Origin of the sequence: Lentibacillus amyloliquefaciens (assembly GCF_001307805.1) — a bacterium.
Taxonomy (GTDB): Bacteria; Bacillota; Bacilli; order Bacillales; family Amphibacillaceae; genus Lentibacillus; species Lentibacillus amyloliquefaciens.
On the sequence record NZ_CP013862.1, the window covers coordinates 2670626 to 2696666 of the forward strand.

General features: G+C 39.7%; 29 protein-coding genes, 2 tRNA genes, 1 other RNA gene and 1 pseudogene. 10 read left to right on the forward strand and 23 right to left on the reverse strand.

Annotated features, from left to right (window positions below; translation table 11 throughout):
• Positions 1-167: 167 nt before the first annotated feature.
• The 10 genes and pseudogenes from AOX59_RS13515 to AOX59_RS13555 all read right to left on the reverse strand — a co-directional run bounded on the left by AOX59_RS13515 (position 168) and on the right by AOX59_RS13555 (position 6253).
• Positions 168-365: a hypothetical protein gene (locus AOX59_RS13515; RefSeq protein ID WP_068446320.1), complete on the reverse strand. Its 198-nt coding sequence runs from the start codon at positions 363-365 to the stop codon at positions 168-170.
• Positions 366-458: 93 nt separating this feature from the next.
• Positions 459-656: pseudogene (locus tag AOX59_RS20785) on the reverse strand (hypothetical protein); the annotation flags it as partial.
• Positions 657-824: 168 nt separating this feature from the next.
• Positions 825-1583 (reverse strand): HAAS domain-containing protein, encoded by a 759-nt coding sequence (locus tag AOX59_RS13520; protein WP_068446322.1) that lies wholly within the window; start codon positions 1581-1583, stop codon positions 825-827.
• Positions 1584-1587: 4 nt separating this feature from the next.
• On the reverse strand, positions 1588-1938 hold the full coding sequence (locus AOX59_RS13525) for a PadR family transcriptional regulator (protein ID WP_179946408.1): 351 nt from the start codon (positions 1936-1938) through the stop codon (positions 1588-1590).
• Between the two features lie 444 nt (positions 1939-2382).
• Positions 2383-2778, reverse strand: a complete 396-nt coding sequence (locus tag AOX59_RS13530; RefSeq protein ID WP_068446324.1) for a hypothetical protein — start codon at positions 2776-2778, stop codon at positions 2383-2385.
• Positions 2779-2871: 93 nt separating this feature from the next.
• Positions 2872-3939: a serine hydrolase gene (locus tag AOX59_RS13535; RefSeq protein WP_068446327.1), complete on the reverse strand. Its 1068-nt coding sequence runs from the start codon at positions 3937-3939 to the stop codon at positions 2872-2874.
• A gap of 106 nt (positions 3940-4045) precedes the next feature.
• Positions 4046-4444, reverse strand: coding sequence for a DUF3021 family protein (locus AOX59_RS13540; RefSeq protein ID WP_237049269.1), 399 nt, complete (start codon positions 4442-4444; stop codon positions 4046-4048).
• Between the two features lie 72 nt (positions 4445-4516).
• Entirely contained in the window at positions 4517-5479 is a 963-nt protein-coding gene (locus tag AOX59_RS13545; protein ID WP_068446329.1) for an alpha/beta hydrolase, read from the reverse strand.
• 89 nt (positions 5480-5568) lie between these two features.
• Positions 5569-5748, reverse strand: a complete 180-nt coding sequence (locus AOX59_RS13550; protein WP_068446331.1) for a hypothetical protein — start codon at positions 5746-5748, stop codon at positions 5569-5571.
• Positions 5749-5866: 118 nt separating this feature from the next.
• Positions 5867-6253 (reverse strand): MerR family transcriptional regulator, encoded by a 387-nt coding sequence (locus AOX59_RS13555; protein WP_068448359.1) that lies wholly within the window; start codon positions 6251-6253, stop codon positions 5867-5869.
• A gap of 92 nt (positions 6254-6345) precedes the next feature.
• Here AOX59_RS13555 and AOX59_RS13560 point away from each other — a divergent pair, with 92 nt between their 5' ends.
• Positions 6346-7026, forward strand: a complete 681-nt coding sequence (locus AOX59_RS13560) for a type 1 glutamine amidotransferase domain-containing protein (RefSeq protein WP_068446332.1) — start codon at positions 6346-6348, stop codon at positions 7024-7026.
• Positions 7027-7403: 377 nt separating this feature from the next.
• Here AOX59_RS13560 and AOX59_RS13565 read toward each other — a convergent pair whose 3' ends face one another.
• A complete protein-coding gene (locus tag AOX59_RS13565; protein WP_068446334.1) occupies positions 7404-7754 on the reverse strand; it encodes a DUF952 domain-containing protein in 351 nt (116 codons plus the stop codon).
• A gap of 899 nt (positions 7755-8653) precedes the next feature.
• Positions 8654-9100 (reverse strand): MarR family winged helix-turn-helix transcriptional regulator, encoded by a 447-nt coding sequence (locus AOX59_RS13570; RefSeq protein ID WP_068446336.1) that lies wholly within the window; start codon positions 9098-9100, stop codon positions 8654-8656.
• A gap of 150 nt (positions 9101-9250) precedes the next feature.
• Here AOX59_RS13570 and AOX59_RS13575 point away from each other — a divergent pair, with 150 nt between their 5' ends.
• From AOX59_RS13575 to AOX59_RS13590, 4 genes are read left to right on the forward strand one after another with little or no spacing between them, the layout of a single operon-like run.
• Positions 9251-9676: an organic hydroperoxide resistance protein gene (locus AOX59_RS13575; protein ID WP_068446338.1), complete on the forward strand. Its 426-nt coding sequence runs from the start codon at positions 9251-9253 to the stop codon at positions 9674-9676.
• A 7-nt stretch (positions 9677-9683) separates the two neighbouring features.
• Positions 9684-10718, forward strand: coding sequence for an NADP-dependent oxidoreductase (locus AOX59_RS13580; RefSeq protein ID WP_068446340.1), 1035 nt, complete (start codon positions 9684-9686; stop codon positions 10716-10718).
• Positions 10719-10747: 29 nt separating this feature from the next.
• The gene (locus AOX59_RS13585; RefSeq protein ID WP_068446343.1) at positions 10748-11677 is read left to right on the forward strand and encodes an NADP-dependent oxidoreductase; all 930 of its coding nucleotides are present in this window, start codon (positions 10748-10750) and stop codon (positions 11675-11677) included.
• A gap of 56 nt (positions 11678-11733) precedes the next feature.
• A complete protein-coding gene (locus AOX59_RS13590) occupies positions 11734-13194 on the forward strand; it encodes an aldehyde dehydrogenase family protein (protein WP_068446345.1) in 1461 nt (486 codons plus the stop codon).
• 316 nt (positions 13195-13510) lie between these two features.
• Here the strand turns inward: AOX59_RS13590 and AOX59_RS13595 are convergent, their stop codons facing one another.
• The 4 genes from AOX59_RS13595 to tadA all read right to left on the reverse strand — a co-directional run bounded on the left by AOX59_RS13595 (position 13511) and on the right by tadA (position 16278).
• Positions 13511-14152, reverse strand: a complete 642-nt coding sequence (locus AOX59_RS13595) for a response regulator transcription factor (protein ID WP_068446348.1) — start codon at positions 14150-14152, stop codon at positions 13511-13513.
• Between the two features lie 12 nt (positions 14153-14164).
• Positions 14165-15082: a sensor histidine kinase gene (locus AOX59_RS13600; RefSeq protein WP_237049270.1), complete on the reverse strand. Its 918-nt coding sequence runs from the start codon at positions 15080-15082 to the stop codon at positions 14165-14167.
• A gap of 317 nt (positions 15083-15399) precedes the next feature.
• An RNA gene (ffs, locus tag AOX59_RS13605) (signal recognition particle sRNA large type) lies at positions 15400-15665 on the reverse strand.
• Between the two features lie 154 nt (positions 15666-15819).
• Positions 15820-16278: a tRNA adenosine(34) deaminase TadA gene (tadA, locus tag AOX59_RS13615; protein WP_068446351.1), complete on the reverse strand. Its 459-nt coding sequence runs from the start codon at positions 16276-16278 to the stop codon at positions 15820-15822.
• 68 nt (positions 16279-16346) lie between these two features.
• On the opposite strand from tadA, the gene AOX59_RS13620 reads away from it, so the two are divergent.
• Positions 16347-16880, forward strand: coding sequence for a cysteine hydrolase family protein (locus tag AOX59_RS13620; RefSeq protein WP_068446354.1), 534 nt, complete (start codon positions 16347-16349; stop codon positions 16878-16880).
• 223 nt (positions 16881-17103) lie between these two features.
• A complete protein-coding gene (locus AOX59_RS13625; protein WP_068446356.1) occupies positions 17104-18393 on the forward strand; it encodes a glycoside hydrolase family 18 protein in 1290 nt (429 codons plus the stop codon).
• A 50-nt stretch (positions 18394-18443) separates the two neighbouring features.
• Here the strand turns inward: AOX59_RS13625 and AOX59_RS13630 are convergent, their stop codons facing one another.
• From AOX59_RS13630 to AOX59_RS13640, 3 genes are all read right to left on the reverse strand, one after another.
• Positions 18444-18962, reverse strand: coding sequence for a type 1 glutamine amidotransferase domain-containing protein (locus tag AOX59_RS13630; protein ID WP_068446358.1), 519 nt, complete (start codon positions 18960-18962; stop codon positions 18444-18446).
• Positions 18963-19146: 184 nt separating this feature from the next.
• Complete coding sequence (gene acsA / locus AOX59_RS13635) at positions 19147-20862, reverse strand: acetate--CoA ligase (RefSeq protein ID WP_068446360.1); 1716 nt, start codon at positions 20860-20862, stop codon at positions 19147-19149.
• A gap of 294 nt (positions 20863-21156) precedes the next feature.
• Positions 21157-21229: transfer RNA gene (locus AOX59_RS13640), tRNA-Arg, on the reverse strand.
• Positions 21230-21453: 224 nt separating this feature from the next.
• Between AOX59_RS13640 and AOX59_RS13645 the strand changes: the two genes are divergently transcribed.
• Positions 21454-22101 carry a deoxynucleoside kinase gene (locus AOX59_RS13645; RefSeq protein WP_068446362.1) on the forward strand — a complete coding sequence of 216 codons (648 nt, stop codon included), beginning with the start codon at positions 21454-21456 and terminating at the stop codon, positions 22099-22101.
• A gap of 12 nt (positions 22102-22113) precedes the next feature.
• Positions 22114-22797: a deoxynucleoside kinase gene (locus tag AOX59_RS13650; protein WP_068446365.1), complete on the forward strand. Its 684-nt coding sequence runs from the start codon at positions 22114-22116 to the stop codon at positions 22795-22797.
• Between the two features lie 80 nt (positions 22798-22877).
• Here the strand turns inward: AOX59_RS13650 and proC are convergent, their stop codons facing one another.
• The 4 genes from proC to AOX59_RS13670 form a co-directional block, all read right to left on the reverse strand.
• Complete coding sequence (gene proC / locus AOX59_RS13655; RefSeq protein WP_335338743.1) at positions 22878-23699, reverse strand: pyrroline-5-carboxylate reductase; 822 nt, start codon at positions 23697-23699, stop codon at positions 22878-22880.
• Between the two features lie 443 nt (positions 23700-24142).
• The gene (locus AOX59_RS13660; protein WP_068446369.1) at positions 24143-24967 is read right to left on the reverse strand and encodes a hypothetical protein; all 825 of its coding nucleotides are present in this window, start codon (positions 24965-24967) and stop codon (positions 24143-24145) included.
• A complete protein-coding gene (locus AOX59_RS13665; protein ID WP_068446371.1) occupies positions 24957-25460 on the reverse strand; it encodes an RNA polymerase sigma factor in 504 nt (167 codons plus the stop codon). The genes AOX59_RS13660 and AOX59_RS13665 overlap by 11 nt, the downstream gene beginning before the upstream one ends.
• 210 nt (positions 25461-25670) lie before the next feature.
• Positions 25671-25763 (reverse strand) — tRNA-Ser (locus AOX59_RS13670).
• Between the two features lie 40 nt (positions 25764-25803).
• Here AOX59_RS13670 and AOX59_RS13675 point away from each other — a divergent pair.
• Complete coding sequence (locus AOX59_RS13675; protein WP_068446373.1) at positions 25804-26025, forward strand: hypothetical protein; 222 nt, start codon at positions 25804-25806, stop codon at positions 26023-26025.
• Positions 26026-26041: the final 16 nt, after the last annotated feature.

The following is a 26041-nucleotide window of genomic DNA, read 5'->3' on the forward strand; positions in this document are numbered from 1 at the left end:
TCTCATAATTTTAATGACCTTACTCCATACTTCTGCTTCATTACTGAAATACCTTCTTATCCCTTCTTATCTTCAATAATAATAGTCCGATTTAGAAGGACGCACTATTCGATTAGCGCGCCCGATTGCTTAAAATACTGTATTGTTGATGTCTGAAATCAAAGGCTCTATTCCCCCTTTGATTTTCGCTTTGTGTAAAGTACATAAATAGCGTTCCCAATCGTTACAATTATTGCTGCGGTTAAAAGACCAAGCATTAGATATATATCATAATCGAATATTAAGAACAAAATAGCTGCCACAACAAATGCTCCCCAACCTCCGATAGCAAAACGCCACGGATGTTCTTTATTATTAAATAACATAATAATATATCCCCTTACTTGTTCTGCATAATGGCCCGATTCGGACACAGTGCTTCTTCCATAACTGCGCCCGATTGTGGAAATAACGTCTAATTATTTATAATCTGAATCTATATTTTTCCGTGCATTTTTACGAAATTCCTTAGGATTTGATGACCATTCATACACATTGAGCTGGTATTCTTTTAAATCTTCATCAGACAAATTATCTTCTAAATAACTTTCAACTTTCGTAATGTCTTCTTCATCATATACAGTTATAGATATTACAGGGTGCTCATCATCAAATTGTGTACTTTGTACGCTAGTAGAGTTCGATTAACTCACTAAAAGCAAGTTGGTCTCCTTGTTTTACCTTTCTAATCAGATTTTTGACTATATCGTCCATTTGGCTATCCCACGCCTGTGAGATTATTGGATGATTTCTTTTTGTCAAAACAACAGAGCCATCTTTCACAATCATGATGCTTTATCCATCTTGCTTACAATAAATAGATAAACACCGATACCGCCGAAAGTGAAAATTGTACCCAATACCAACACCATTTCCTCGCCCATCTCAGTAAGTCCAAACAGATATTCTGGAAGCAGAAGCAATGTCAAAATAATCGGTAACACCCAAGTTTTTGCCCACCAAGATACAGCGATCAGAAAAATAGCTGTAACTACTGCTGTCAAAATAGTACCTGTTGTACCAAAGTGAATTACCGGAGTTTCAATGGATTGATTTAAAAAAATCAATCCAACAAACATAGTGATTGGAACAAAACCTAACGCAAACAGTACAGTAATTTCTTTCCACTTTGAAAGCTGATTTCCAGCGATATATTTAAACGCGGCAAAAAGACCAACTATAAGACAACCAGCTATGATAACATGACCTATCAATTCAAGCAGAGAGTAGGACAGTGTACCCTCCATCAAGTCATTAGCCAGTGTAAAGGAAAACGCCCCAAAGATGATAATCAATACATACTTAAACCACGATCTGTAATCAACAGGCATTTCATCTGACAGCTGTTCCATATATTCCTTAGGAGTATGGCCGACAATTTTTTCGGTCGATTTTCCGTTTTTCTCTGCTTCTATCAAATGGACTTCCAATTCCTCTACAATTTCCTCAATTTCATCTGAACCCTTTCCACTGGAAAATAAATATACCCGCAAGTCTTCTAAGAATTTTCTGCTCTTGTAGGACAATTGTACTTTTTTATTCATCCCATCACTCCCTTTCCGGAAATTGATCGGTTGCTGTTTCATGTTTCAGCACTCGATTAACGTTCGCCTGTAAATAATTCCATCGTTCAAGGAATTTTCCCAACTCCTGTTCCCCTTTTTTTGTAAGCGAATAATATTTTCGTTTTGGCCCGGCTGTTGATTTCTTCCGAGTAGATGTAACAAGTTCTTCTTTCTGCATCCGTAATAAGAGGGGATAGATTGTTCCCTCACTAAGTGAGTCAAATCCATACATTTCAAGCTGCTCAGCCAGCTCATATCCATATACCTCTCTGTCCTTAATAATTGCCAATAGACAGCCATCCAAAATTCCTTTCATCATTTGGGTTGTTGACAAAGATTTTTTCACCTCACTTATATCTTGTAAAACAAGGTATATGTGTATTGTATACTTGATTATCTTGTAATGCAAGGTATTGTTTTATAATAATTAACAAACCGTGTTAATAAGCCTTTCTTCCACAATATTTTCTTTCAGAATTGCTATTGCTTAATATGCAGTTGCTGTTTGTAAGTTAAAAAAAGTTGTTCAATATTAAAGATAAAACAAAGAAAATAACAGTAAACACTATACCGCTTATATATTTTCTCGAAGAGCTTATTCCAATCTTTTTGAAATATATCCCCATAATAATGGTGTAAATTACTCCTGCTATCAAGGAGCCAACAATTGTTTTTATAATCAACTTCAATCCCCCCATAACGGAACAATCTGGCCCTATTACAGTACGAGCGCAAATCCTTGTTCCGGAATGGCGCCCGATTGTTGAATTATGTATTTCTAATGCACCTCAAAGCTTATAACATCTTCAGACAGTGTTAGATATTCTTTGTCTGTTTCTTTTATGGAAAAGTCAGAGCCTTGTCGTTTTATCTCAGCATACTGAACGACCTCATCTTCATTAAGGAATACTAATAAATATATATCATCTCTGATATGGATATTACTTTTATCTTTGAAGCTAGTTTCTAATTGTTCTTCAATACTTTCAGTTGTACTATACGGAGTGAAAAGAAAGGCTTTCTCCCAATCAAAGTTCGTATATGCATTTACATCAATCTCACCTTTACTTTTATCCTCTACAACAGAATTAATGGATTCCTCTAAATCTTCACTACGTTGGTTACAGCCTACTAATATTAGTAAAAGCAATCCAAAGATAATTAATTTTTTCAAAATCTCACCTCTACTTTCGATGTGTTTATTATTCAATCTGGCCCTATTCAGGCGTAATGCTTATGCAACAACTGCGCCCGTTTGTGTAATACTTTAACTTGCTAATTCCTTTACTTTTTTTCTAAACTCCGTATCTGTGGCAACACTTACAACAAAGTCATTGAATATATTTCCTATCCAATACAATTCTCCACCTTTGTCATCCTCGATAAACAGAGAAACCGATATCGTGGTATCTTGAGATTCTTTATATAAGGCAGAAGTTATTACATATGGTGTAGCTCCACCCTTGTACCAAAAATAGTCATCCTGGCCATTTTTGACGTTTTTACCTATTAATATTTCGCTAAATAAGTCTTTTTCCTTTTTGGTTAAGAGTTCCTTTCCCAACCTAAGCATTAGGTCAGCATATTGCTTGGTCGATGAAAAAGCCATTTTTTTAGTGATTAAAAGTTGCGTTTTTTGATCCAGCATTTTAGACGTTTTTTCTTTAAGATAATCACTTTCATCATCTTTCATTTTTTCAAATAATTCATTCGATAATTCTTCGTACGATTGCCCATTCATTGCATTTATCTTATTTATAGCTAGCTTCCGTTTATTTGATAAATATCCCGGCATTATGACAGGTGGTGTTAAATAACTTATTTTATCGTGATTTAGCTGGAGCACTTCGATATTTTCGTTAATAACGTCTACTCCGATTTTATTTATTAGAAAATCCGTACAGGCATTAGAACTGAATTGCATCATTCCTTTAGCTATTTCTAATAAAGATACTTCAGTCGGATAGTTTATAGACCTTTTCCAGTTAGGATGAGCGCCTCCATCTGTATCTTGAATGTAATATTTATCAAGTTCTTTTAATTTTACCTTGTCAGTAATGGAGATTTTGTTACTCATTGCACTCTTAACAAAATTAAATGCTATTATTATTTTCAAGGTACTCGCTAACGGAAACTTTTTATCAGAGTTTATAGCTAGCGTATCTTGACCATCTTCTTTAAGCGTAATAGATAATGAACCTTTATGTTTTTTAAAGTAATTTAATAGGTCATATTTATCTTTCTTCATATTATGCTTATTCAAGGCAATTCCTGAAATAACAAACACGATTGTTAGTGTTAATAATATTGCTAAACCTATAATAATAATCTTCACTTTTCATCTCCTAGAAATTTCGTTTAATTACCTGCCCCATTTCCGCAAAGTAACAAGCCCATCCTTATTCCAGATAGGCACCCGATTGTGGTATACACTTAATTATTTACCAAGAAAAAATTCTGGCTAATATAAAAAATAAGGACCATAAAATTATGCCAACAAAAGCAAAAAGAATAAAAATTTTAACAGCGTCAAATACAGATGCAATCGTAAACCAACCACTTAATAAAAGGATAGGATAAATTGTTATAAGCATTATTATAAAATGGACACCGCTTCGTTTAATCAAACTCCAATGCTCTATGTTATAAATAATGGATGCAGCGCCGACAAAAAAAGCGATCAGGCTTGCAACAAATGTACCTTTAACATCCGAGTACTTTCCTTGAAAATAAAGTAATAAAGCAATACCGCTCATAATGATGAATGGTATTCCACCTCTTAAAAGAGCATTCATAACCAAAATCTCTAACCTTCTTTCAAAAAATATATTCTTATTCAAGAAAATGGTCCAATAATGCCACTTTAGGCACCGTTCTTTATTCCGTGTTCGCGCCCGTTAATTGAACACTATTCAGAACGATTCGTAATCTTTTAAGTCATCGTGCAAAATAAAATCAACGGCTTTAATTAATCTTGTCCGAAAGTCCTCCGGGAAGTTATGACCTAACCCCTTGCTTACCATTAGTTTGTAAGGGAATTTATACTTTTCAAATACTGCACATAATCTCTTGGCTTCATCAAAGTAAGGATCTTGATCCCCAGTAATCACAACCCCACGAAGATTGCGTGACAAAGCTTTTTTAATCATAGATTCATATTTGTTTGCTTCTCCGACTGCAGGAACAATCAATATAAAACCTTTTGCCGGTATAGAGTTTTCTTCAAGAGCTAATTCAACAGCCAGTTTACCACCCTGTGAAGCACCTGCAACTATTAATGGGCCTTTATGTAGATTATCATTTGATATAACTTTGTGATACGTTTCAATGATTTCATCCTTTGACTTTTTCCAATCATCCCAACAGAAAGCCTCTGGGGCAAATAATTGCGAGGATTGTGGAAACGCCATTGAATATCGATTTTTAAGTTCTTCATCATCCCAGTAACTTGAAAAGTTGTTTATATTATCCCCGCGCCAATGAAGGGAATAAATTAAAGGATGAACTGAGCTATTTTTTGATGGCCAAACTATCGTTTCAGTTTTGGTTTGTGACTGCACTTCTTTCAGTCTTGTTTCACAGCTTGTTAAAATTTCCTTGAACTCTGTCTCATTTTGCAAAGGTTTTAATTCAGGTATTGATAAGAAGAGTTCCGGACTCCACCATACACCTTGTGCCATAGCTGTTTTTAATTCAAAAAGGGCTTTTTCATTACTACCTAAGCAACAATATAAAACTGATTTCCAAAAGGAATTTTCCGCTATTTTCCCAGGGTGATTTTGTTCAGCTAATTCAACTAAATGCATTGCTTCTTTAAAGTTTTTCTTTTTATACTGCTCAATGTATTGTCGTTGTATCTGTGAAAACTCTGTCATCTAAACCCTCCACATCAGAATCTGATTGTATTCGAAACATAAATACTTATTCCTGATTAGCGCCCGTTTGCAGAACTATGATTATTCCATTACGAAATATTTTTCTGTTCCGATTTTTGATCTATAACGAGGAGCTTAAAAGTGGCAAAAGACAATAAAACTAAGCCGATTCCCATTGTTAGATATTGAAAAAAACCGTTAAGAAGCAGTAAAGAGATAGTCGTTAAAATAAGACCTATTGACGATAAGATAAGATACTCATTTTGCATATAAATTCCTCCTTCATTGATGTTTTACCTGAATTTTAACATACACTATTCCATTAAGTGGCACAATTCCAAAGGGCGCCTTGTTCGACAAGCGCGCCCGATTGTGGTACATTTCCAATTAACCCTTTTTAAAAGCCCGCTGACTTAACCTTTGTTTCCGACGATCAACGGTTTCATAATACTTAACCTTTTTTTGTAGGACTTTAAGACTTTCCAGCTTTTGTTCAACCTCTTTTTGTACTTTCTCTGTATGAGATTCAATTAACTCTTTTCTGGTAGCAATTGTCTTAGACCCTTCCTGAAATAATGATACATAGTTCTTAATAAGATGAATGGGCATGTCCGTATCACGTAACGTTTTAATAAAAGAAATCCACTCAATATCTGTGTCAGTATAACTTCTGTTCCCAGATGAATCACGGTTAATTTCTGGAATTAAATGCTCTTTTTCATAATAGCGCAGCGTAGAAGCAGATAATCCAATCTTCTGTTTCACTTCATTCATTGTATATCTGGTCAATATAAACGTTCCTTTCTGTTGACTTAAAGTGCACTTTAAGTGGTAAGATACAAATATATTAATAAAGGAGTGAGCGTATGTCCAATAAAATACTTGTTGTTGTTAGTAGCTTTCCAAAATATCCAAATTTAAATAGAGCTACAGGTTTATGGCTGGGAGAAGCTGTACATTTTGTGAAAAAGGTAGAAGAAGCTGGTTATGAAGTTGACTATGTCAGTCCTAAAGGTGGTTACACACCAATTGACCCTCATAGTCTCGCTCAAGCCGAAGAAATTGACTGGGAATTTTATCAAGACCCAGAGTTCATGGGCAAATTAGGGAAAACCTTAAAACCAAGTGAAGTAAACCCAAATAACTACAGTGCTATTTATTATGCTGGGGGTCATGGAACACTTTGGGATTTCCCTGAAAATGAAGACCTTCAACAGATTAGTCAAACCATCTATAAAAATGGTGGGATTGTTTCATCTGTTTGCCATGGTGCAGTAGGTTTGTTGAATATAAAAACTCAAGATGGAGAATATCTCATAGACGGTAAAGTTGTGACAGGATTTTCTAATGAGGAAGAAAGGCTTGCTGAATTAGATCAGTATGTTCCTTATCTTACAGAGACAGAATTGATCAACCGAGGAGCTAAATATCAATCAGAAAAAGCTTTTGCTCCTTACGCAGTTGAAGATGGACGTCTTGTTACAGGTCAGAACCCAGCTTCTGGTGGTCCAGTAGCCGAGCTTGTTTTAAAACAACTAAATGCATAAAAAAGGGGCTGGTTTCAGCCTCCTTTTTATGCATTTTAAAGGTTCAATACCGACCCTTGTTAAACTAACCTGCATCGTTTAGCTTAATAAACTCTTATTTAATTAAATGGCCCTTTTCACAAGAAATGACGCAAATCCTTATTCAGGAAATGCGTTCGTTTGAGTAGGACTGAAAATGGATGGTTTCAGGAAACCTGGTTCCGTCATTCCCATCCTCCGTTGTAAAGTTGAAACTATTTTATATTAATTTCCTGTTTTTCACGCTTTACAGCGTTTATAACAGAACTTGTCGCGCGCGCCCGATTCTGGAAGACCACAAAAGTAGAAAATATATGTATAAATGACTCATAAGTTACTTAATGAAGACCATCCGATAGTTAAGTTACAATTTCGTTTATTTCATAAGGTAAATCAAAGCTTCCGTCACTGTTCGTTTCAAATTCTACCACTTTGAACACAGCATCTACATTTAAAGAACCGTAGATATGCGGATATAATTTTCCTGTTTCATATAAATCCTCATAAACAATCTTGGAATTTACCTTATTAGAAGCTATGCACAACAGTACTAGTCCAAAGTATCCTTTATACAAAAAATTGGCTATTTCAATAACTTGTTCAGTTGTCGAACAATGTATAAACCCATCAGTCACAATACTAGCAGGTGTATAAATCCCCTGTTCTTTTGCCTTTATCCATTCTTCGCCTTCAATAATATGTAGTATCATTTCGGTTCTCCTTTTTTAAGAATACATTATCAATTTTATATGCTATGCCATTGGCTGCACATTTCTCCCTTCAAGTTGAGCATCAAGCAAGCTTTTCACCTATTGATCTTCCCTCCTCAAGAATATGGCCCTTTAAGCAAAAGAAGGCGCAAGACTTATTATACAGATAGGTAAGGGGGTGAAGTTATCGCTCCCTTTTGTCGGGTAGGTCAGGGATATTACTATCCACCCTAAGAACCGCACGTGTGCCTTTCAGCACATACGGTTCAAGCATACATTTATCCATGTGTACGGCATGGTGTATTTGTTGTTGTAATCTCTCTACATACCGATTAATGTTTGCCAGTTCATACTGTTCCAGTCAGTAAGGGATGGTAATGCGGACTTCTTTATTGAAGTGTTCATCGACTGTTACCATCCTTTTGAATGATTCACCAACGCCTTATCCCATGTTGCACACCAGTTGAAAGTCAGCTATCTTTCGAGTTATGTTATCAAACACTATCCACCCAGTTATTTTTCGGTTCCTGTCGCCTTTCGGCTTCATAACCCAAAGCCTGTCAGCCTTAACGCATGCAGGATTTATTAACGAGATGGTTTCAAAAAACATGGTTCCGTCATTCCCATTCTCCGTTGCAAAGTTGAAATTGTTTTAATTTCCTGCTATAAACACTATGCAGCGTTTATAACAGAACTTGTCGAGCGGCACCCTATTGTTAAGTTTTATTAAAAAATGGAATCTTAATAGTTACAATTTAACTTGTCAAATGGAGCATTGTTTGGCACTTATATATGGTTTTTCAGCTGGGGTACGGGACTATATTGTGCAAACAGTCGGAATGATGGTCTTTTGGTATATAGGTAGCGCTCACTATACATTTAATCGCGAAACTTGATTATTATTTCGAATTTTCTTGCTGTATTTGTTTTAACAATGTAGTGAAATCCGAAAGAGTTTTAGTGAACTCCTCTTGTGTGAGGCCACTTTTATTAATAAGCTCTGAAGGGATTTCTTTTGCATGATTCCTCAATTCCCATCCTTCCTCTGTTAAAGAGATTAAGACTTTACGCTCATCCTTAGAATCACGCTTTCGATTGACTAGGTTTCTCTCAGCCATACGTTTGAGTACTGGGGTTAAGGTTCCAGAATCAAGATAAAGTACTTCTCCAATCTCTTTTACCGTACATGTTTCTTTTTCCCATAAAACAAGTAAAGCGAGATATTGAGTATAGGTTAAATTTAACTCTCCAAGTAATGGACGGTACATTTTATTTATTTCTCGCGAAAGCGAATATATTGAAAAACAAAGTTGATTGCTAAGTTTCATTGCCTCATTTTTATTCATCAGTAAAAACTCATCCTTTCATTCTTCTCTTTTAAATTAAATGGAACTCTACTTATTGTCAATCTTATCATGTTGACCGAAAATTTATTTTGTGTATAATATTAATTGTGCACAATTTAATTGCATAAAATTTAATTTGAGGTGATAATCATGAAAGCTTTGTATACAACTACATCTTCAGTAAAAGGCGGACGTAATGGTCGCGTCGTTTCAGATGATAACAATATTAATATGCCATTAACCATGCCGAAAACTCTAGGTGGTTCTGGAGGAGAAGGTACGAATCCAGAGCAATTATTCTCAGCGGGTTATGCAGCTTGTTTCGATAGTGCACTGAATATGGCAGCTAGACAAAAACGAATTAAAATAGGTGAAACACAGGTTAAGGCTAGTGTTTCCATTGGTAAAGATACAAATGGTGGATTTGCTCTTGCTGTTCAATTGGATGTTCACGTTCCCGAGGTTGATCAAAATACAGCAGATGAACTTGTAGAATTAGCACACCAGATTTGCCCCTATTCAAAAGCAACACGGGGAAATATTGAGGTCAAATTAAGTGTAAACGAATTGGAGTAGTGATAACATGACACAAAATTTACAAAATCAACAAATCTTATTGTCAAAACGTCCAGAGGGGATGCCGACTGAAGAAAACTTTGAATTTAAGAACACTGCTGTTTTAGCGCCAGAAAATGGACAAGTCCTTGTTCGAACCATATATCTATCAGTTGATCCATATATGAGGGGGAGAATGAGTGATGCAAAATCTTATGCAGAACCATACAAATTAAATGAGATGATATCTGGCGGAATAATTGGGGAAGTCGTTCAATCTAGATCTGATCAACTGAGTGTAGGCGATAAGGTGATTGGCATGCTTGGATGGCAACACTACAATGTTATCGAAGCATCCGGAGTACGTAAAGTCGATGACACAATAGCGCCACTATCTTCTTATTTAAGTGTTCTTGGTATGACTGGATTGACTGCATATTTCGGTTTGCTGGATATCGGAAATCCACAAGAGGGTGAAACAGTTGTTGTTTCTGGAGCGGCTGGAGCTGTTGGAATGATAGTTGGCCAAATTGCAAAGATTAAGGGGGCGCGTGTTGTGGGAATTGCCGGTTCTGATAATAAAACCGCTTTTCTGGAGAAGGAGCTTGGATTTGACAAGGCCGTCAACTACAAAACCGCGGGTAATATCAATGATTCTCTCAAACAGGCATGCCCAAACGGAGTGGATGTTTATTTTGACAATGTAGGTGGAGAGATTTCGGATGCGGTAATGAGTTTGCTGAATGACTTTGCACGCATTCCCTTGTGCGGTGCTATTTCATCCTATAACCGCACAGATGGTGATATCGGTCCAAGGATCCAGCCGAATCTGATCAAGAGCCGGTCCTTAATCAAAGGATTTATTATCGGTGATTATTCTGACCGTTTCGATGAGGGTATTCAAACACTTGCGAAATGGGTATCTGAAGGTAGTTTAAAATACGAGGAAAACATTGTGGAAGGATTTGAAAACGTTCCGCAGGCATTTCTTGGCTTATTCAAAGGTGAAAACCTTGGCAAACAACTTGTTAAAGTCAACGACGAAATAACTAACCAGGAATAGAGAATTTGCATTATGAAGGAGGCGCCAAATTGAAAGCAGTTATTATCGAAAATTACGGCGGCATCGATGAGTTAAAATATATGGAAGTAGACGAACCAAATTTGAAAGACAATGACGTTTTGATCGAGGTTGCAGCAACCTCCGTTAATCCCGTTGATTGGAAATTACGTGAAGGGTATCTAAAAGGGATGCTGCAATATGACTTTCCATTTATTCTCGGTTTGGATGCCGCAGGAACAATAAAAGAAGTAGGAAAGAATGTGACGAAATTTAGGACTGGAGACCAGGTATTTACCAGGCCAGATATAACCCGCAATGGAACCTATGCGGAATATGTTGCTGTTGATGAACAGCTCGTTGCAAAAAAGCCAGAAAACCTTTCATTCGAGGAAGCTGCATCGATTCCACTTGTTGGATTAACATCGTGGCAATGTCTAGTTGACTTTGCTGGCATCAAACAAGGTGACAAAGTGTTAATTCACGCTGGGTCAGGAGGGGTTGGAAGTTTTGCCATTCAACTAGCAAAATCGTTCGGTGCCTGGGTGGCGACGACATGCAGTACGAAAAACGTTGAATTTGTTAAATCATTGGGGGCCGACAGAGTTATCGATTACTGCAACGAAGATTTCACACACGTTCTTGCTGATATGGACATTGTATTTGATACGCTTGGCGGCGACATCCAAAAACAGAGTTTCGATGTTTTGAAAGAAAATGGCTATCTTGTTTCAATTGCCGACCAACCAGATCAAGAACTTGCAAAAGAGAAAAGTGTTAAAGCAGGCTATGTCTTCTTAGACCCAGATGGAGAGCAACTGGAAAAAATAAGAGAACTGATTGAAAAAGGTGAAATCCACCCGAATGTTGGGACCGTCATGAAACTTATAAATATTCAGGAAGCCCATCGGTTAAGTGAGACGCATCATGCGAAAGGAAAAATTGTTCTTAGCGTGAAATAACACGTGAAAAGAGGTGAGCCGTAATGGCGATCCACTATATAAAGGAGAGGGACACCATGGATAGGGACTTCAGTAACTTATATATATCCGGTGAATGGAGAAAAGGTAGAAGCAATCGAACATTAGAAGATATCAACCCATATAACGAAGAGTTGATTTTGGAAATTCAGGCAGGGAACAGTGATGATTTAAATGATGCCTACGAATCTTCTCAAAGTGCACAAAAGGATTGGGCTGCTACGTTACCTCAATTTAAGCAACAAATATTTGAGAAAGCAGCCAATCTGATGACAGAAAATCAGGAAGAAATAATTAGATGGTTAGTAAATGAGTCTGGCAGTACAAGGATAAAAGCAATGGTTGAATTCCAAGCAGCTTACAATGATATAAGAGAAGCATCAACTTTCCCTTTGAGAATGAACGGAGTGATTACACCTTCGAAAACGGAAGGAAAAGAAAATCGGGTATATCGTGAGCCACTTGGTGTAGTAGGTGTCATCAGCCCATGGAATTTTCCGTTGCATCTGACAATGCGGTCAGTCGCCGCAGCACTTGCAACTGGTAATGGCGTTGTTGTTAAGCCGGCGACAGACACCCCTGTTACCGGGGGGCTGTTAATTGCCAGTCTCTTTGAGGAGGCGGGTTTGCCAGGAGGATTGCTGAACGTTGTTGCTGGCCGTGGTTCTGAAATTGGCGATGATATGGTCACACATCCGATTCCTCGTTTCATTTCATTTACCGGTTCAACAGAAGTCGGCAGACATATCGGTGAACTGGCAGGCAAATCATTAAAGAAAACAGCATTGGAACTTGGCGGGAACAATGTTTTCATCATGTTGGAGGACGCAAATATTGAGGATGCAGTGGAATCGGCCGTCTTTGGTAAGTTTCTTCACCAGGGACAGGTTTGTATTGCCGCAAACCGCATCTTGGTTCCGGCGTCAAGGTATAATGAGTTTGTCGAGGCATTCAGAAATAAAGTTGATAAATTGCAAGTAGGAGACCCGGAAGATCCCAAAACAAATGTTGGACCAGTGATTAACGAAGGTCAGTTGAAAGGTATTCTTAAAGATATTAATCTGAGTGTGGAACTTGGTGCGAAAAAAGTTATGGGAGGTACAACTGAAGGCAATATCCTTGAGCCGACGATCCTCACCGAAGTGACAAACGATATGCCGATTGCCAGCAATGAAATTTTCGGCCCAGTCGCCCCTATTATCGCGTTTAAGGATGTAGATGAGGCAATTAAAATTGCTAACGATTCACCCTATGGATTAAGTGGAGCGGTTCATTCTGCCTCTTTAGAAAACGGTGTAAATGTCGCCAGAAGAATTCATACTGGTATGGTTCATGTAAATGACCAATCGATCAATGATGAGGCACACGTGCCGTTTGGCGGTGAAAAGGATTCAGGGATTGGTCGTTTTAACGGAGACTGGGCGCTTGAGGAATTTACGACTACTAGGTGGATTTCTGTTCAACATAAAAAACGTAATTATGGTCCCTTTTTTAGTTAAGTACTGTGATAGACGTTTTACAGACAAGTCCTTTTTATCCAGAGAAATTTAATTAGCGAAGGTGTAATAGGGAGCCCGATTCATTTTGATTGAATTGAGCTCACCTTTCCTTATTCCATTAAATGGCCCGTTAATTGAAGATCAACATCCCGAACAGCAAAGGATTTTTTTGTTCAGCAAACATCTTTTAGCGAAGAAACAATTCGTTTCATAGAACCGTTATCCGTCAAACGAAGTGGTGTGTTTTGTCACAGTTTATAACTGTAACAACTAAATACAATACCTAAATAATTTGGACAGTTGATTAAATTGCATATCAATCATCAGTAATATGATGCTTCACTGCATAGATGGCCAATTGCGTCCTGTCTCGCAATCCCGTCTTCTGTAAAATCTGCGTCAAATAATTTTTTACCGTACCGATGGATAAATAGAGTTCCTCGGCAATTTCCTTGTTAGTCCAGCCTTCTCCAATAAGCTTTGTAATAACGAGTTCCCGTTCTGTAAGGGGGACATCTGCAGTTTGTTCGCTTTTTGAACGCTTGAGAAGACGCGGCATCACTTTAGCAGCGACCTCTTCATGAATGGTCATTCCACCGCTCATACAGCTGTAGACGGCTTCGATTAACTTATCGGATTCCGAGGTTTTCAGCAAAAATCCATTCGCCCCTTCTTTCAAACCCTCAAGTGCATACTCATCATCATTGAATGTCGTTAATATCAAAATCTTTATATCCGGCCATCGCTGTTTTATTTGCCTTGTCGCCTCAATGCCATTCATGACCGGCATTCTCACATCCATCATGATAAAATCGATGAGATGTTTTTCCAGTATTGCTATAGCTTCTTCGCCATTTTCCGCTTCCTGGACCACATTGATGTTTTCATCCTGCTCTAAAATAACTTTAAGACCCTGTCTGACAATTGCTTGATCCTCGACAAGGAGCACACGCCACATAAAGCTCACCTCTTATGACCCTGGTATTGTTCCTTTAACTACAAACTTTTCATCTGTCTGGTACACATCAAGAAATCCGTCTATTTCCTCTACTCGCTTTTCCATATTCGACAGACCGAATCCATATTCAAATGGCTTCACATGCTGGATTGTATTAGCAATTTCAAATGAAACCTCTTCCACCGCCGATTTCCCTAACGTGACATGAACTTCCCTTGACTGGGCATGCCGCATAGCATTAGTCAACGCCTCCTGAATGACGCGGTATAAAATAACACTCTTCTCATTTGATAGCGGAACCGACAAAACACCCTGCCTGATGGTAAACTGAACGAGCAAATGGCTTTCCGCCTCCAATTTGCGTATCAAGTGAATTACTGTTGCAATCCCTTCATTTTCGTCTGTTTTAAGTGCCTTTACTGCCTGTCTTGTTTCCTCCAAGCTTTCACTGGCCATTTGTTTTAATATATTATATTCTGATTGTTTTGTTTCAATGGCAAGCGTTTCCAATTTCATAATCAGTGCGGTCAATTGATGCCCAACAGAATCGTGAAGATCACGGGCAATTTTTGTCCGTTCTTCCAATCTAGCATTCTGCTCTGCAGCCAGATTCATTCGTTTTAGTTTTCTGTATTCTCCCAGAAGCTGGTCATAAATATCCCTTTGCTCACGTCGTTCATCATTCATACGACTTAATTTCAGCACCAAAAATGTAAAAAGCAAGCTGATGGCAATGATTTCAAGCAGCCATCCCTTAGTAAACATACCGAACAAAACTGATAACCCAATATTCATCGTCAAATAATACGGGAATATTTTTTCAGGCAAAGTCATGGCAGCATCAGTTGTGATAAACAATAAAAGAAGCAGCGAAAGCGAATAATCATCAGTCCACAAATAACCATGCCCGCATATAACGGCAGAAAGCATGATGTAAAGCAGCAAAAGAGCCCTTCTAAGAGAAAGGAAAAAATACATTGCAAGCGATACTGCAAAAAATATAATACTTAACGGTATATTGATACTGTCCAACACGATTATTAATACCCAAAATATAGCAAACACACTAAACCGCAAGCTAAATATTTTCACGCTTTACCTGCTTTCCTATAGCTGAAATTTGAGACATCCAGCACTATACTTGTCAAAATTATAACAAAAAAGCATTCTTTAAGATATTTATTCATAAAAAAGACTGCATCAATCGTCGCTTGCGACCTTGATGCAGTCTTTCTTCATTATGTAAGCCGTGCACCCATTGTTGATCGGACATCCATAAGCGTTACCCAAGTTCATGGCTCAGCTCAGGGTTCCCCGCGGCACACAAGAATAACCACTTACTGCTGCTTCCTTCCGGATCTGACAGAATTCATGGGTTCCTGTTGCGCAGGACCTGGGCGTCAACACCAATCCCTTGAGGCAGGCCTTACAGACATCCAACCTCGAATGGGGATTCAGCCTCGCTATAGCGGATTGCGAGTACAGGGCACCGCTACCTCCCCGCTTAGCACGGCAATAATTATTATACTTACTATGACTGCAAAATGCAATAACAATCATACGAGTGGATACAATTTACAGTGTTTTTTGCCGCATGGCAATGCTGACAAATTCACCAAAACCGCTCAAAAATCTTAGTCGATTAGGATAGACACATTATCGAAGAATTATTTCGTTTGCCGCAGTTTCCGGAAAAAATCCGTCAGCAACGCGCTGCATTCAGCTTGCAAGACGCCGCTTGCAACGTCAGCCTGATGGTTAAAACGGTCATCATTAAGCAAATTCATAAGTGTGCCCGCACAGCCTGCTTTCGGATCTGGGGCACCGAAGACCACCCGTTTGATGCGTGACTGAACAATTGCACCGGCACACATCGGACAGGGTTCAAGCGTGACATACAATGTACAGTCTTCAAGTCGCCAGCTGCCAATTTTTTGGTTCGCTTTTTCAATTGCAATAAGCTCTGCATGTGATAAAGTTGTCTGTGAAGATTCCCGTATATTGCACCCCGTTGCAATGACCTCATCCTGATAAACCACAACGGCCCCAATCGGAACTTCCTTCATCGTTTCAGCTTTTTTCGCTTGTTGAATCGCTTCACGCATGTATTCAGCATCTTTTGCCATTTAAACACCTCTTAACGTTTGAAAGTCTTACAAAAGGAAAAACTGACTAAGAAGAAAGGAGTTACGCAATGGATACTTCTATTGATAACAGTGCTATCCTATTTGTTGATATTATAAACGATTTTGACTTTGACGGCAGTGAAAATCTACTCCAACATACAAATGACATTTTACCCGGTTTAAAAAAGCTTCGTCAATTCGGTAAGGAAAATGATATACCTATCATCTACGTTAATGATCATTACGGTCTTTGGCAAGCGGATTTCCGAAAGATTATTGAACACTGCCAAAACAGCCGAAACAAACATATGATCCAGGCATTAAAACCGGATGATTCCGACTATTTCCTGATTAAACCACAACATTCGGCTTTTTTCCAGACGCCGCTTCACGCATTGTTAAATGATCTCGGCAAAACACATCTGATCATGGCAGGCATCGCTGGTGATATTTGTATTTTGTTTACAGCAAAAGATGCTTATATGTATAAATACTCCATGCACATCCCGGAAAATTGTATGGCTTCCGAGGAAAAGGAAGGAACAGAATATGCTCTCTACCTAATGCGTTCGGTCATGGATGCTATTATTGAGCCAATCTAAGTAATATCCCCTTCTTTAAAATCATATTGTAGAGAAGAAAATGATTTTAAGAGGCTGTTCAAAAAGTCCGGTAACAATGACACATCGTGTTTCTAATTGGCTTGTTTCTCCGCCGCTCATGTATATAAAGGCATACATTCTGCTGCTCGAAACTGCGCCGCCTCGAAATTCTCGGTCCTTGTTATCCTCCTTTTTGAACACGCATTTTAAAGGAGGGGTTTTTTTGCAGATTCATGTGGTAAACCAAGGCGACACACTCTATCAAATTGCTGATACATACGGGACAACACCGACAGCTCTGATCGATGCAAACGAACTGGATGCACCGAATAACCTTGTCGTCGGCCAGACACTTGTCATTCCAATCGTGGGGCAATTTTATTTTGTGCAGCAAGGAGACAGCTTATATTCGATTGGCCAACAGTTTGGCTTGACCGCCGAACAGCTTGCACAAATCAACAATATCCCGGTGGGAGGAATATTATCTGTTGGGACACAACTTTATATACCCGAACAGCCAAAACCGGACATCACCTCAAATGCCTATATCGAACCGACTGGAGGAGAAGTTTCACAGACGTTAATCAATTCTGCAGAAAAAACAACGCCATATCTTACTTATCTTGCACCGTTCAGTTATCAAGTCAGCCGTGACGGGACCCTGACAGCCCCGCTCCTGGATAATTTTGTGCAAATTGCTGAAAACCAGAACACATCACTGATGCTCGTTGTCACCAACCTGGAACAAGGTGAATTCAGCCAGGAACTCGGCCACATTATTTTGACTGTCCAGGCCGTACAAAATACATTACTGGACAATATCATCAATGTGGCAAATGAGGTTGGGTTCACGGATGTTCACTTTGATTTTGAATTTCTGCCGCCGGAAGACCGTGAAGCCTATAATAACTTTTTGCGAAAAGCAAAGCAGCGCTTAACAGATGAAGATTTATTAATGTCTACTGCCCTTGCCCCCAAAACGAGTGCCGAACAAACAGGGGCATGGTACGAGGCACATGATTATGCAGCACACGGCGAGATTGCCGATTTTGTTGTACTGATGACGTACGAATGGGGCTACAGTTACGGACCGCCACTAGCTGTATCACCGATTGATGAAGTACGGGAAGTGGTTAACTTCGCATTGAGTGTCATGCCAGCCAATAAAATCTTGCTCGGACAAAACCTTTACGGCTATGATTGGACACTGCCTTTTGTAGAAGGAGGCGATCCTGCTGAAGCCATCAGCCCCCAGGAAGCTATCACACGCGCACGCAATCAAAATGTGGCTATCGAATTTGACGAGGAAGCACAGGCGCCCTTTTTTACGTATACCGATGCTCAGGGAAACAATCATGAAGTATGGTTTGAGGATGCACGGTCGATTCAGGCAAAATTCGATATGATCAACGAATTGAGTCTCCTGGGAATCAGCTACTGGAAATTAGGTCTTGCTTTCCCGCAAAACTGGCTGCTCCTGCAAGATAACTTTACAATCAGGAAATTGAATTAAAAAAATCCCCCTAACCGCTAACAAGAGCGATCAGGGGGATTGATTTTTTATCAAGCACTTAACACGTTCAATGCCTCTCTATTAAATGCCGGGATGTCATTCGGATCGCGGCTTGTCACCAGCTGATTGCCGCATACGACGACTTCCTGATCCAATACTTCTGCACCTGCATTTTCCATGTCCACACGGATGGATTTGAAACCAGTTGCTCTGCGTCCATCCAATGATCTTGCATTAATCAAGAGTTGTGCACCATGGCAGATGGAGAATACCGGCTTTTTGTCGTCCATAAACTGTTTAGCGAATGTCACGAATCGTTCATCTGCACGGAGCATGTCCGGTGAAAATCCGCCGGGAATGAACAATGCATCGAATTCTTCAGGTTTTACGTCATCGATTCCCGCATCAACGGTAACAGTTGTTTCGTTATTTTTGCCTGTAACTTCATTGCCTTTCTCATCACCGATTGTAATCACTTCATGTCCGGCATCTTTAAATGCTTTAGCCGGTTCTGTATATTCAACATCCTCAAACATATCTGTTATAACGGTTGCTATTTTTTTAGCCATTTGAATTCACTCCTTTAAAAATGCTCCATATAAATTGTACCCGACACATATTGAACTGAAACATACCGGTCATATTTTAAAACATAATTGACCATCAATTTAACAAACAAATTGATGGTCAATTTACTTAATATGCGGCAAGTAACGGGACTTATCCCCGTTGAAAGCCTTTTTGACGATTGAATTATTCTTCAAGTGTTGACGTATCACCTGTTGGCAAACCAAGTTCCCAGGATTTCAGAAGACGGCGCATGATTTTTCCACTGCGCGTTTTCGGAATAGCATCCTTGATTTCCAGCTCCCTTGGTGCAGCATGCGCACTCAGGCCTGTTTTGACAAATTGCCGTACCTCTTCAAGCAATTCCTCGGAATCTTCATAGCCATCATTCAGTGTAATAAATGCTTTGACAATTTCACCACGTTCTGGATCCGGTTTACCAATAACGCCCGATTCCGCAACGGCAGGATGCTCAATCAATTTGCTTTCGACTTCAAATGGTCCGACACGTTCACCGGATGTATTGATGACATCATCCAGCCGACCCTGGAACCAGAAGTAGCCGTCTTCGTCCATATAAGCACTGTCACCGGATACATACCACCCATTGATAAAATAGCTTTCGTATTTTTCCGGACGCTTCCAAATTTTCCGCATCATGGCGGGCCATGGTGCTTTAATTGCCAGATTGCCCATTTGATTTGGCGGCACTTCATTTCCTTCATTATCAACAACCGAAGCTTCAACCCCTGGAATCGGCTTACCCATTGACCCCGGGCGAATTTCCTGTGATGGCAGATTAACAATGAGCTGTGCACCTGTTTCAGTCATCCACCACGTATCATGAATTCTAAGGTCAAACGCCTGCAAGCCCCACGTGATAACTTCCGGATTCAACGGCTCACCGACACTCATGACGTGACGCAATGAAGAAAGTTCATGTTTTTTCACGGCATCTTCGCCGGCACTGACAAGTTTACGAAGTGCGGTAGGTGCTGTATACCAGACCGAAACATTATATTTGTCAATCGTGCCATACCAGTTATCCGGGCTGAAGCGGCCGCCGCGCACCACATTTGTCACACCATAGAGCCACGGGGCAAAAATACCATAACTTGTACCGGTTACCCAGCCCGGGTCTGCTGTGCACCAATATACATCGTCTTCCTGAAGATCCAGTACCCACTCAGCAGTGGCATAATGCTGGATCATTGCGTTATGCACATGATAAACGCCTTTTGGCTTACCTGTGGATCCGGATGTATAGTGAATGAGCATGCCATCTTCAAGGTCAACCCACTCAATATTAAAATCCGTTGATGCTTCTTTCATTTCCTGCTGATAATCAATGTATTTGTCGGACGTTTCATTGTTCTCACCAACAAGAACGATTTTTTTCAGATCAGGCAAATCATCCTGCGGTACCCGTTCAAGCAGATCAGGTGTGGTAACCAGCATGCTTGCTTCACTATCTTCCAGCCGATCACGGACTGCCTGCTCCATAAACGCCTCAAACAGCGGTCCGGCAATCGCTCCTGTTTTTAAAATACCGAAGAATGCCGCATAGAATTCCGGACTTCTCGGCATAAACATGAATATACGATCGCCTTTTTCAACGTCATATTTTTTCAATACATTAGCAAACTGGTTGCTCTGTTTGCTTAATTCATTAAACGTTACTTTTTCCTCACGGTCTGGTGATGAATACAATAACGCAGCTTTGTCTTTTTTATCCGGGTTTTCTGCATGGCGGTCAACAGCTTCATACGCCATGTTGACTTTACCCGTATCGTTCCAGCTGAAATGCTTTTTCATATCCTCCCATGAAAACGTCTTACGCATGTTTTCATAGTTTTGCAGATTGTACGTGCCGTCTTGTGCAGGTATACGCTGCATATCCATTCCTATCACCTCATCAAGAAATATTTGTAATCGGTTGCAAAACCGCTTACTTCACAATACGCTATAATTGCATTAATTATACAATTATATAAAGTTTTATAAACATTTCGGTAACTATCCTTTATTTTAGAACATTTTATGACAATTTTAAAGTATTTTAATTCAAATCCTTAAAAACCCCCTTTCCGCATACATAAAAGAAACGGAAAGAGGGCTTAAAGTTAGGCTTCCTTTGTTACTATTCGGCTTGCGACTGTATCAACGCCCACAACCTGCGCCATGTAAGACTTAAAGCGCCCCCGGCAGGAATCGAACCTGCGACACACAGCTTAGGAGGCTGTTGCTCTATCCCCTGAGCTACGGGGGCATGATATTATAACTGTCACTCAATACAGGAGTCCTGAAAGAGGAAAAAAGGCACAATAAACATTATACAAAATTTTGTACTGAATGAAAAGGCAGATTTTGATTTTGCGTGGAAGTGGCCTTTTTTCTGTGCTACAATATCAAAAGTGACTTAAAGTGCGTGTTCAAAAAGGAGGGTAAACTGGACTTTTTGAACAACCTTTTAGACTGATTGGAGGGAAAGTTATGCCACAGGTCCCATTCATTGCAATTGAAGGGCCAATTGGAATCGGAAAAACATCACTTGCAAAAAAACTTTCTGTCCATTTTGATTTCCACCTGTTAAAAGAAATCGTTGAAGAAAATCCGTTTCTCGGAAAATTTTATGATGATATTGAGGAATGGAGCTTTCAAACGGAAATGTTTTTTCTTTGCAATCGTTTCAAGCAATTGGAAGATATTGAGCAGAAATACCTGAACCAAAACAAAGCGGTTATAGCCGATTACCATATATCCAAAAACATGATTTTTGCCAAGCGCACACTACAACCGGACAAATTTGATAAATATGAACAGATTTACCATATATTAACAAAAGATATGCCGGTACCAAATATCATGATTTACTTACACGCCAGTCTTGACACGGTTTTAAAACGAATTCGGCTTCGCGGCAGGGATATCGAACAAAACATCAAAGCATCTTACTTATCACAGCTCGCCCAGGATTATGAAACTTACATGAATGAATTCGAGGTGCTCCATCCTGATATTCCGGTTATCCGGATCAACGGGGATGAAATGGATTTTGTTAATCACCAGGAAGATCTCGAAAATATTATTAATCTCGTGAAACAGCAAATGTGTAACCACAAAGCAATATCCAAACAATAAAGGGGAACAAACATGAATTTACGTGATAAATACCAGATTCCGCATGACAGCATCATTACTGTTGCCGGTACTGTCGGGGTCGGCAAATCAACGATGACAACAGCTCTAGCCAATGCCCTGAACTTTAAAACATCCTTTGAAAAGGTTGACACAAATCCTTATCTGGGAAAATTCTATGATGATTTTGAACGTTGGAGTTTTCATCTGCAAATCTATTTTCTGGCTGAACGCTTCAAGGAACAAAAAAAGATTTTCGAATATGGCGGCGGCTTTATTCAGGATCGTTCGATTTATGAGGACACAGGGATTTTTGCCAAGATGCATTACGAAAATGGAACGATGTCCAAAACAGACTATGAAACCTATACAAACCTTTTTGAGGCAATGGTGATGACACCATATTTTCCACATCCCGATTTACTGATTTATTTAGAGGGTTCTTTTGATCACATAGTGGAGCGGATACATAACCGCGGCCGTGAAATGGAAAAAAACACACCAATTGCTTACTGGGAAGAATTGCACAACCGTTACGAAGAGTGGATCAACAACTTTAATGCTTGTCCGATATTGCGAATCGACATTTCTGATTATGATTTGCTGAAACAGGATGATTCCATTGAACCGGTCCTGGAGAAGATCAGCCACTTCATTCAGCAGTCACGGAAATGGAAAACGCGGGAAATAATAAGATGAAATGACAAGTGCTCCTTAAAATGGAGCACTTTTTTAACATTCAATTTAAGCTTTAGAAAACGTGGACAGGCTAAGGAGTCTCACTTTTTCTTCCCTAATTCAATTGAACGCTCCCGTGCACTTTCCACACATCGCGCAATTGCTTCCTGAAAGTTGTGTTTGCCCAGCGCTTCGACTCCTGCCTGTGTTGTACCGCCGGGACTCGTTATATTTTCACGAAGCTCAGCTGGATCAAGTCCGGATGTTTTCAGCATCTCACCGGCACCGACAATCGTTTGTGTAATCAAGTCTTGTGCCGTCTCCTGACCCAATCCGGCGTCCACTGCTGCTTTTTCCATGGCCTCGACTAAGTAATAAACATAAGCCGGTCCGCTGCCGGAAATGGCGGTCACGGTATGCATATCCTCCTCTCTCACTTCAATCGCTGTCCCAATCGTATTAAATAATGCCAGAGCGGTCTCCAAATGTTGATCTTTGGCAAATGGCCCGCGAGCAACAGCTGTAGCAGATTGGCCGGCAGCTGACGATGTGTTCGGCATCGCACGGACAACTGGTATGTCATTGCCCAGTGTTTTGGATATTGTATCGGTAGAAACACCCGCGACAACTGAAATCACCAACTGGTCCGGCGTGAGACAGTCACTGATCGAAGACACGGCAGCTTCCACATCATGAGGTTTGACTGCGATTACAACGATATCAGCACCATCCACCGTTTCGTTTTTATCTTCATTATTTTGAACGGCATATGTATTTTCCAGAAATGCCAGCCTTTCTTTATCAGACTTATTCGTTATATAAATACGCTCTTTCGGCAGAATGTCACTATTTAAAATTCCGGTCAGAATTGATTCGGCCATTGATCCGGCACCGATAAACGCCATTTTTTCAATCATCATCATCTCTCCTTTAAATTGTAAGGTTAAAAAACGAAACCTTGGTTGCTTGCAACAAATAAAAACACCCCAAAATCCATCCTGTTAAAGGACGGACTTCAGGGTGTTTCCGTGGTACCACCTTTGTTGACATGCCAAGCATGCCCGCTTATTTGTGATAACGCAGAGACTGCGGCCAGGTTTAGTCTGACAACTCCAAGGCAGGTTTCACAAAGCCGGGGCCCTGTGGAATCTTTCAGCCGGTGAATTCCACTCTCTTATCGGGAAGCGTATTGCTACTGACCTCTTCTTCGTTTCATTTATATTCAATATGGCTCATTAATTAACGATAACCTTTTCTGTATTTTTATGTAATATACCTGCTAATGGGTCAATTGTCAAGCTTGAAACGAGGCTTTTACCTGATTTTTGGCAAAAGCCTCGTCTGTTAGAATAACACAAGCTGACTTTTATTGTGTAATCGAGTCCCGCAAAACTTGAAGTCCTGGTCCCATTCCGTCACCAACTTCAATCACATATTCATATTGAATGACGAGTACATTTTCCTCAATTTGATAGGCATAGTACCCTTGCGGCGGGTCGGAAAAATGCTGCCGAATCCCTTCATAAGGATTCTCATCCTGTGATGTGTCAGCCGGTTCTTCCGTATAGTTGAAGTCACCGCCATATTCGGTTTGTACGTTGGAAACAACATCATCCAAGCTGGCATCATCCACAACTTCCAGCGTTACCCAGGCGTTATCAGTATCGCTATAGTGTCTGACGGTCTGATCATCTATCGTATAATTACCCAGAAATTCTACAATTTGGTACTGAATCCCATATGGTTCAAGTGTGTAGTTTGTAATTGTCGTCTCATTTTCCATTCCTTCAATCATAACGGTTTGTGTTTCGGTTCCCTGTTCGCTTACCGAAAATGGTGGTGGATCTGTATTTTCTGCAGCAGATTCGGTTGTTTCTTCATTTTCTTCGCCTTCTGCAGGCATTTCCTTTCCTTCTTCAGCTGTATCATTGTATTCTGTCTGATTATGCTCCTCAAATGGCATAACAGACTGATTACTGTTAATTGTACTAAACAGAAGCCCGGCACCTATCAGTAAAGCAGCCGCTGTTGAAAACCATATAGCGGATCGTTTTAATTTTGCGCGTTTCCGTTTTCTTTTTGCATGTTTTTGTATCGTCATTTTCATCGATTTTTTCGTTTGAGGGTCTAATGAATGGGATGTTTTCATTTTGCTTAACTCCTTTTGCAATTCGTCTTCATTATGATTCATAATCGCCCTCCTTCACTTTCGTTTTTAATGATTTTAACGCCCGATGAAATGTTACGCGCACCTTGGTATCAGGCCATTTTAAAATAGTGGCCGTTTCAGCGACTGTCATTTCTTCAATCCCCCGCAGAATAACGACATCCTGATAATCCTGCTTCAATTTCGAAATAGCCTGATGCAATTGCTGTCTTGTTTCATTGGCTAATTGGTTTTCCTCAGGGGATGCTTCTGTTTTATAATCATACGATTTAATCAATTTACGCCAATCCTGCCGTTTGCTTTTCCGTGCTTCATCAATAGCAAGATTGCGTGCAATGGATATGAGCCATGTTTTTGGACTTGAATCACCTTTGAAGGAATCATAGCGATCTATTGCTTTTATAAAAACATCCTGAACGATATCTTCCACATCTGGTGTTGACATGTAGTAGACAAGAAATCTGTAGATATCATCAGCATAGGCTTCAAACCAATCTGTTATTAATTCCTCATCCATCCCGCAGCCTCCTCTTGTTAGGCATTTCTTACTCATTAGACGAATCTTTATACCAAATATTACAGTTTAACCCGAAACGTTAGCTATTAAAAAAACACCCCGCAATTATGCGAAGGCGCTTCATTGTAATTTTCAAGAATAAAAAAACCGCTACAAATGTAACGGTTGGGCGGTTTCGTAATATCTCCAATTTATGCGATTAAAATTAAATGGAGGAGGTAGAGGGATTCGAACCCCCGCGCGGTTTGACCCGCCTGTCGGTTTTCAAGACCGATCCCTTCAGCCGAACTTGGGTATACCTCCGTAATGACGACAAGAATAAATTTAACATGTCGGATTATAGATGTCAATAACTTTTTATTTGATTGGTGTCAACTTTTCACGAAAAAAGACTAAAGCTCATGTCGAATCAAGCAATAAAAATGCTCAAGAGGCTCAAGGTCATTTACTGGGAATCAAGCAGCAAAAAGGCCTCGATAAGCAGTCTCAAAACCATTTCACAGTGATGCAAGCAGCAAAAGGGAATCGAAATCTGCTCCCGGGACTGCAAGGAGAAAATTTATAAATAAAAAAGACAGGGT

Bases quoted from the DNA above. Each gene is read 5' to 3' on its own strand.
- AOX59_RS13515 (WP_068446320.1), bottom strand. From the start codon at position 365: ATGTTATTTAATAATAAAGAACATCCGTGGCGTTTTGCTATCGGAGGT.
- AOX59_RS13520 (WP_068446322.1), bottom strand. From the start codon at position 1,583: ATGAATAAAAAAGTACAATTGTCCTACAAGAGCAGAAAATTCTTAGAA.
- AOX59_RS13545 (WP_068446329.1), bottom strand. From the start codon at position 5,479: ATGACAGAGTTTTCACAGATACAACGACAATACATTGAGCAGTATAAA.
- AOX59_RS13550 (WP_068446331.1), bottom strand. From the start codon at position 5,748: ATGCAAAATGAGTATCTTATCTTATCGTCAATAGGTCTTATTTTAACG.
- AOX59_RS13555 (WP_068448359.1), bottom strand. From the start codon at position 6,253: ATGAATGAAGTGAAACAGAAGATTGGATTATCTGCTTCTACGCTGCGC.
- AOX59_RS13560 (WP_068446332.1), top strand. From the start codon at position 6,346: ATGTCCAATAAAATACTTGTTGTTGTTAGTAGCTTTCCAAAATATCCA.
- AOX59_RS13565 (WP_068446334.1), bottom strand. From the start codon at position 7,754: ATGATACTACATATTATTGAAGGCGAAGAATGGATAAAGGCAAAAGAA.
- AOX59_RS13570 (WP_068446336.1), bottom strand. From the start codon at position 9,100: ATGAATAAAAATGAGGCAATGAAACTTAGCAATCAACTTTGTTTTTCA.
- AOX59_RS13575 (WP_068446338.1), top strand. From the start codon at position 9,251: ATGAAAGCTTTGTATACAACTACATCTTCAGTAAAAGGCGGACGTAAT.
- AOX59_RS13580 (WP_068446340.1), top strand. From the start codon at position 9,684: ATGACACAAAATTTACAAAATCAACAAATCTTATTGTCAAAACGTCCA.
- AOX59_RS13590 (WP_068446345.1), top strand. From the start codon at position 11,734: ATGGATAGGGACTTCAGTAACTTATATATATCCGGTGAATGGAGAAAA.
- AOX59_RS13595 (WP_068446348.1), bottom strand. From the start codon at position 14,152: ATGTGGCGTGTGCTCCTTGTCGAGGATCAAGCAATTGTCAGACAGGGT.
- AOX59_RS13600 (WP_237049270.1), bottom strand. From the start codon at position 15,082: ATGCTTTCTGCCGTTATATGCGGGCATGGTTATTTGTGGACTGATGAT.
- tadA (WP_068446351.1), bottom strand. From the start codon at position 16,278: ATGGCAAAAGATGCTGAATACATGCGTGAAGCGATTCAACAAGCGAAA.
- AOX59_RS13620 (WP_068446354.1), top strand. From the start codon at position 16,347: ATGGATACTTCTATTGATAACAGTGCTATCCTATTTGTTGATATTATA.
- AOX59_RS13630 (WP_068446358.1), bottom strand. From the start codon at position 18,962: ATGGCTAAAAAAATAGCAACCGTTATAACAGATATGTTTGAGGATGTT.
- acsA (WP_068446360.1), bottom strand. From the start codon at position 20,862: ATGGATATGCAGCGTATACCTGCACAAGACGGCACGTACAATCTGCAA.
- AOX59_RS13645 (WP_068446362.1), top strand. From the start codon at position 21,454: ATGCCACAGGTCCCATTCATTGCAATTGAAGGGCCAATTGGAATCGGA.
- AOX59_RS13650 (WP_068446365.1), top strand. From the start codon at position 22,114: ATGAATTTACGTGATAAATACCAGATTCCGCATGACAGCATCATTACT.
- proC (WP_335338743.1), bottom strand. From the start codon at position 23,699: ATGATGATGATTGAAAAAATGGCGTTTATCGGTGCCGGATCAATGGCC.
- AOX59_RS13660 (WP_068446369.1), bottom strand. From the start codon at position 24,967: ATGAATCATAATGAAGACGAATTGCAAAAGGAGTTAAGCAAAATGAAA.
- AOX59_RS13665 (WP_068446371.1), bottom strand. From the start codon at position 25,460: ATGGATGAGGAATTAATAACAGATTGGTTTGAAGCCTATGCTGATGAT.
- AOX59_RS13675 (WP_068446373.1), top strand. From the start codon at position 25,804: ATGTCAATAACTTTTTATTTGATTGGTGTCAACTTTTCACGAAAAAAG.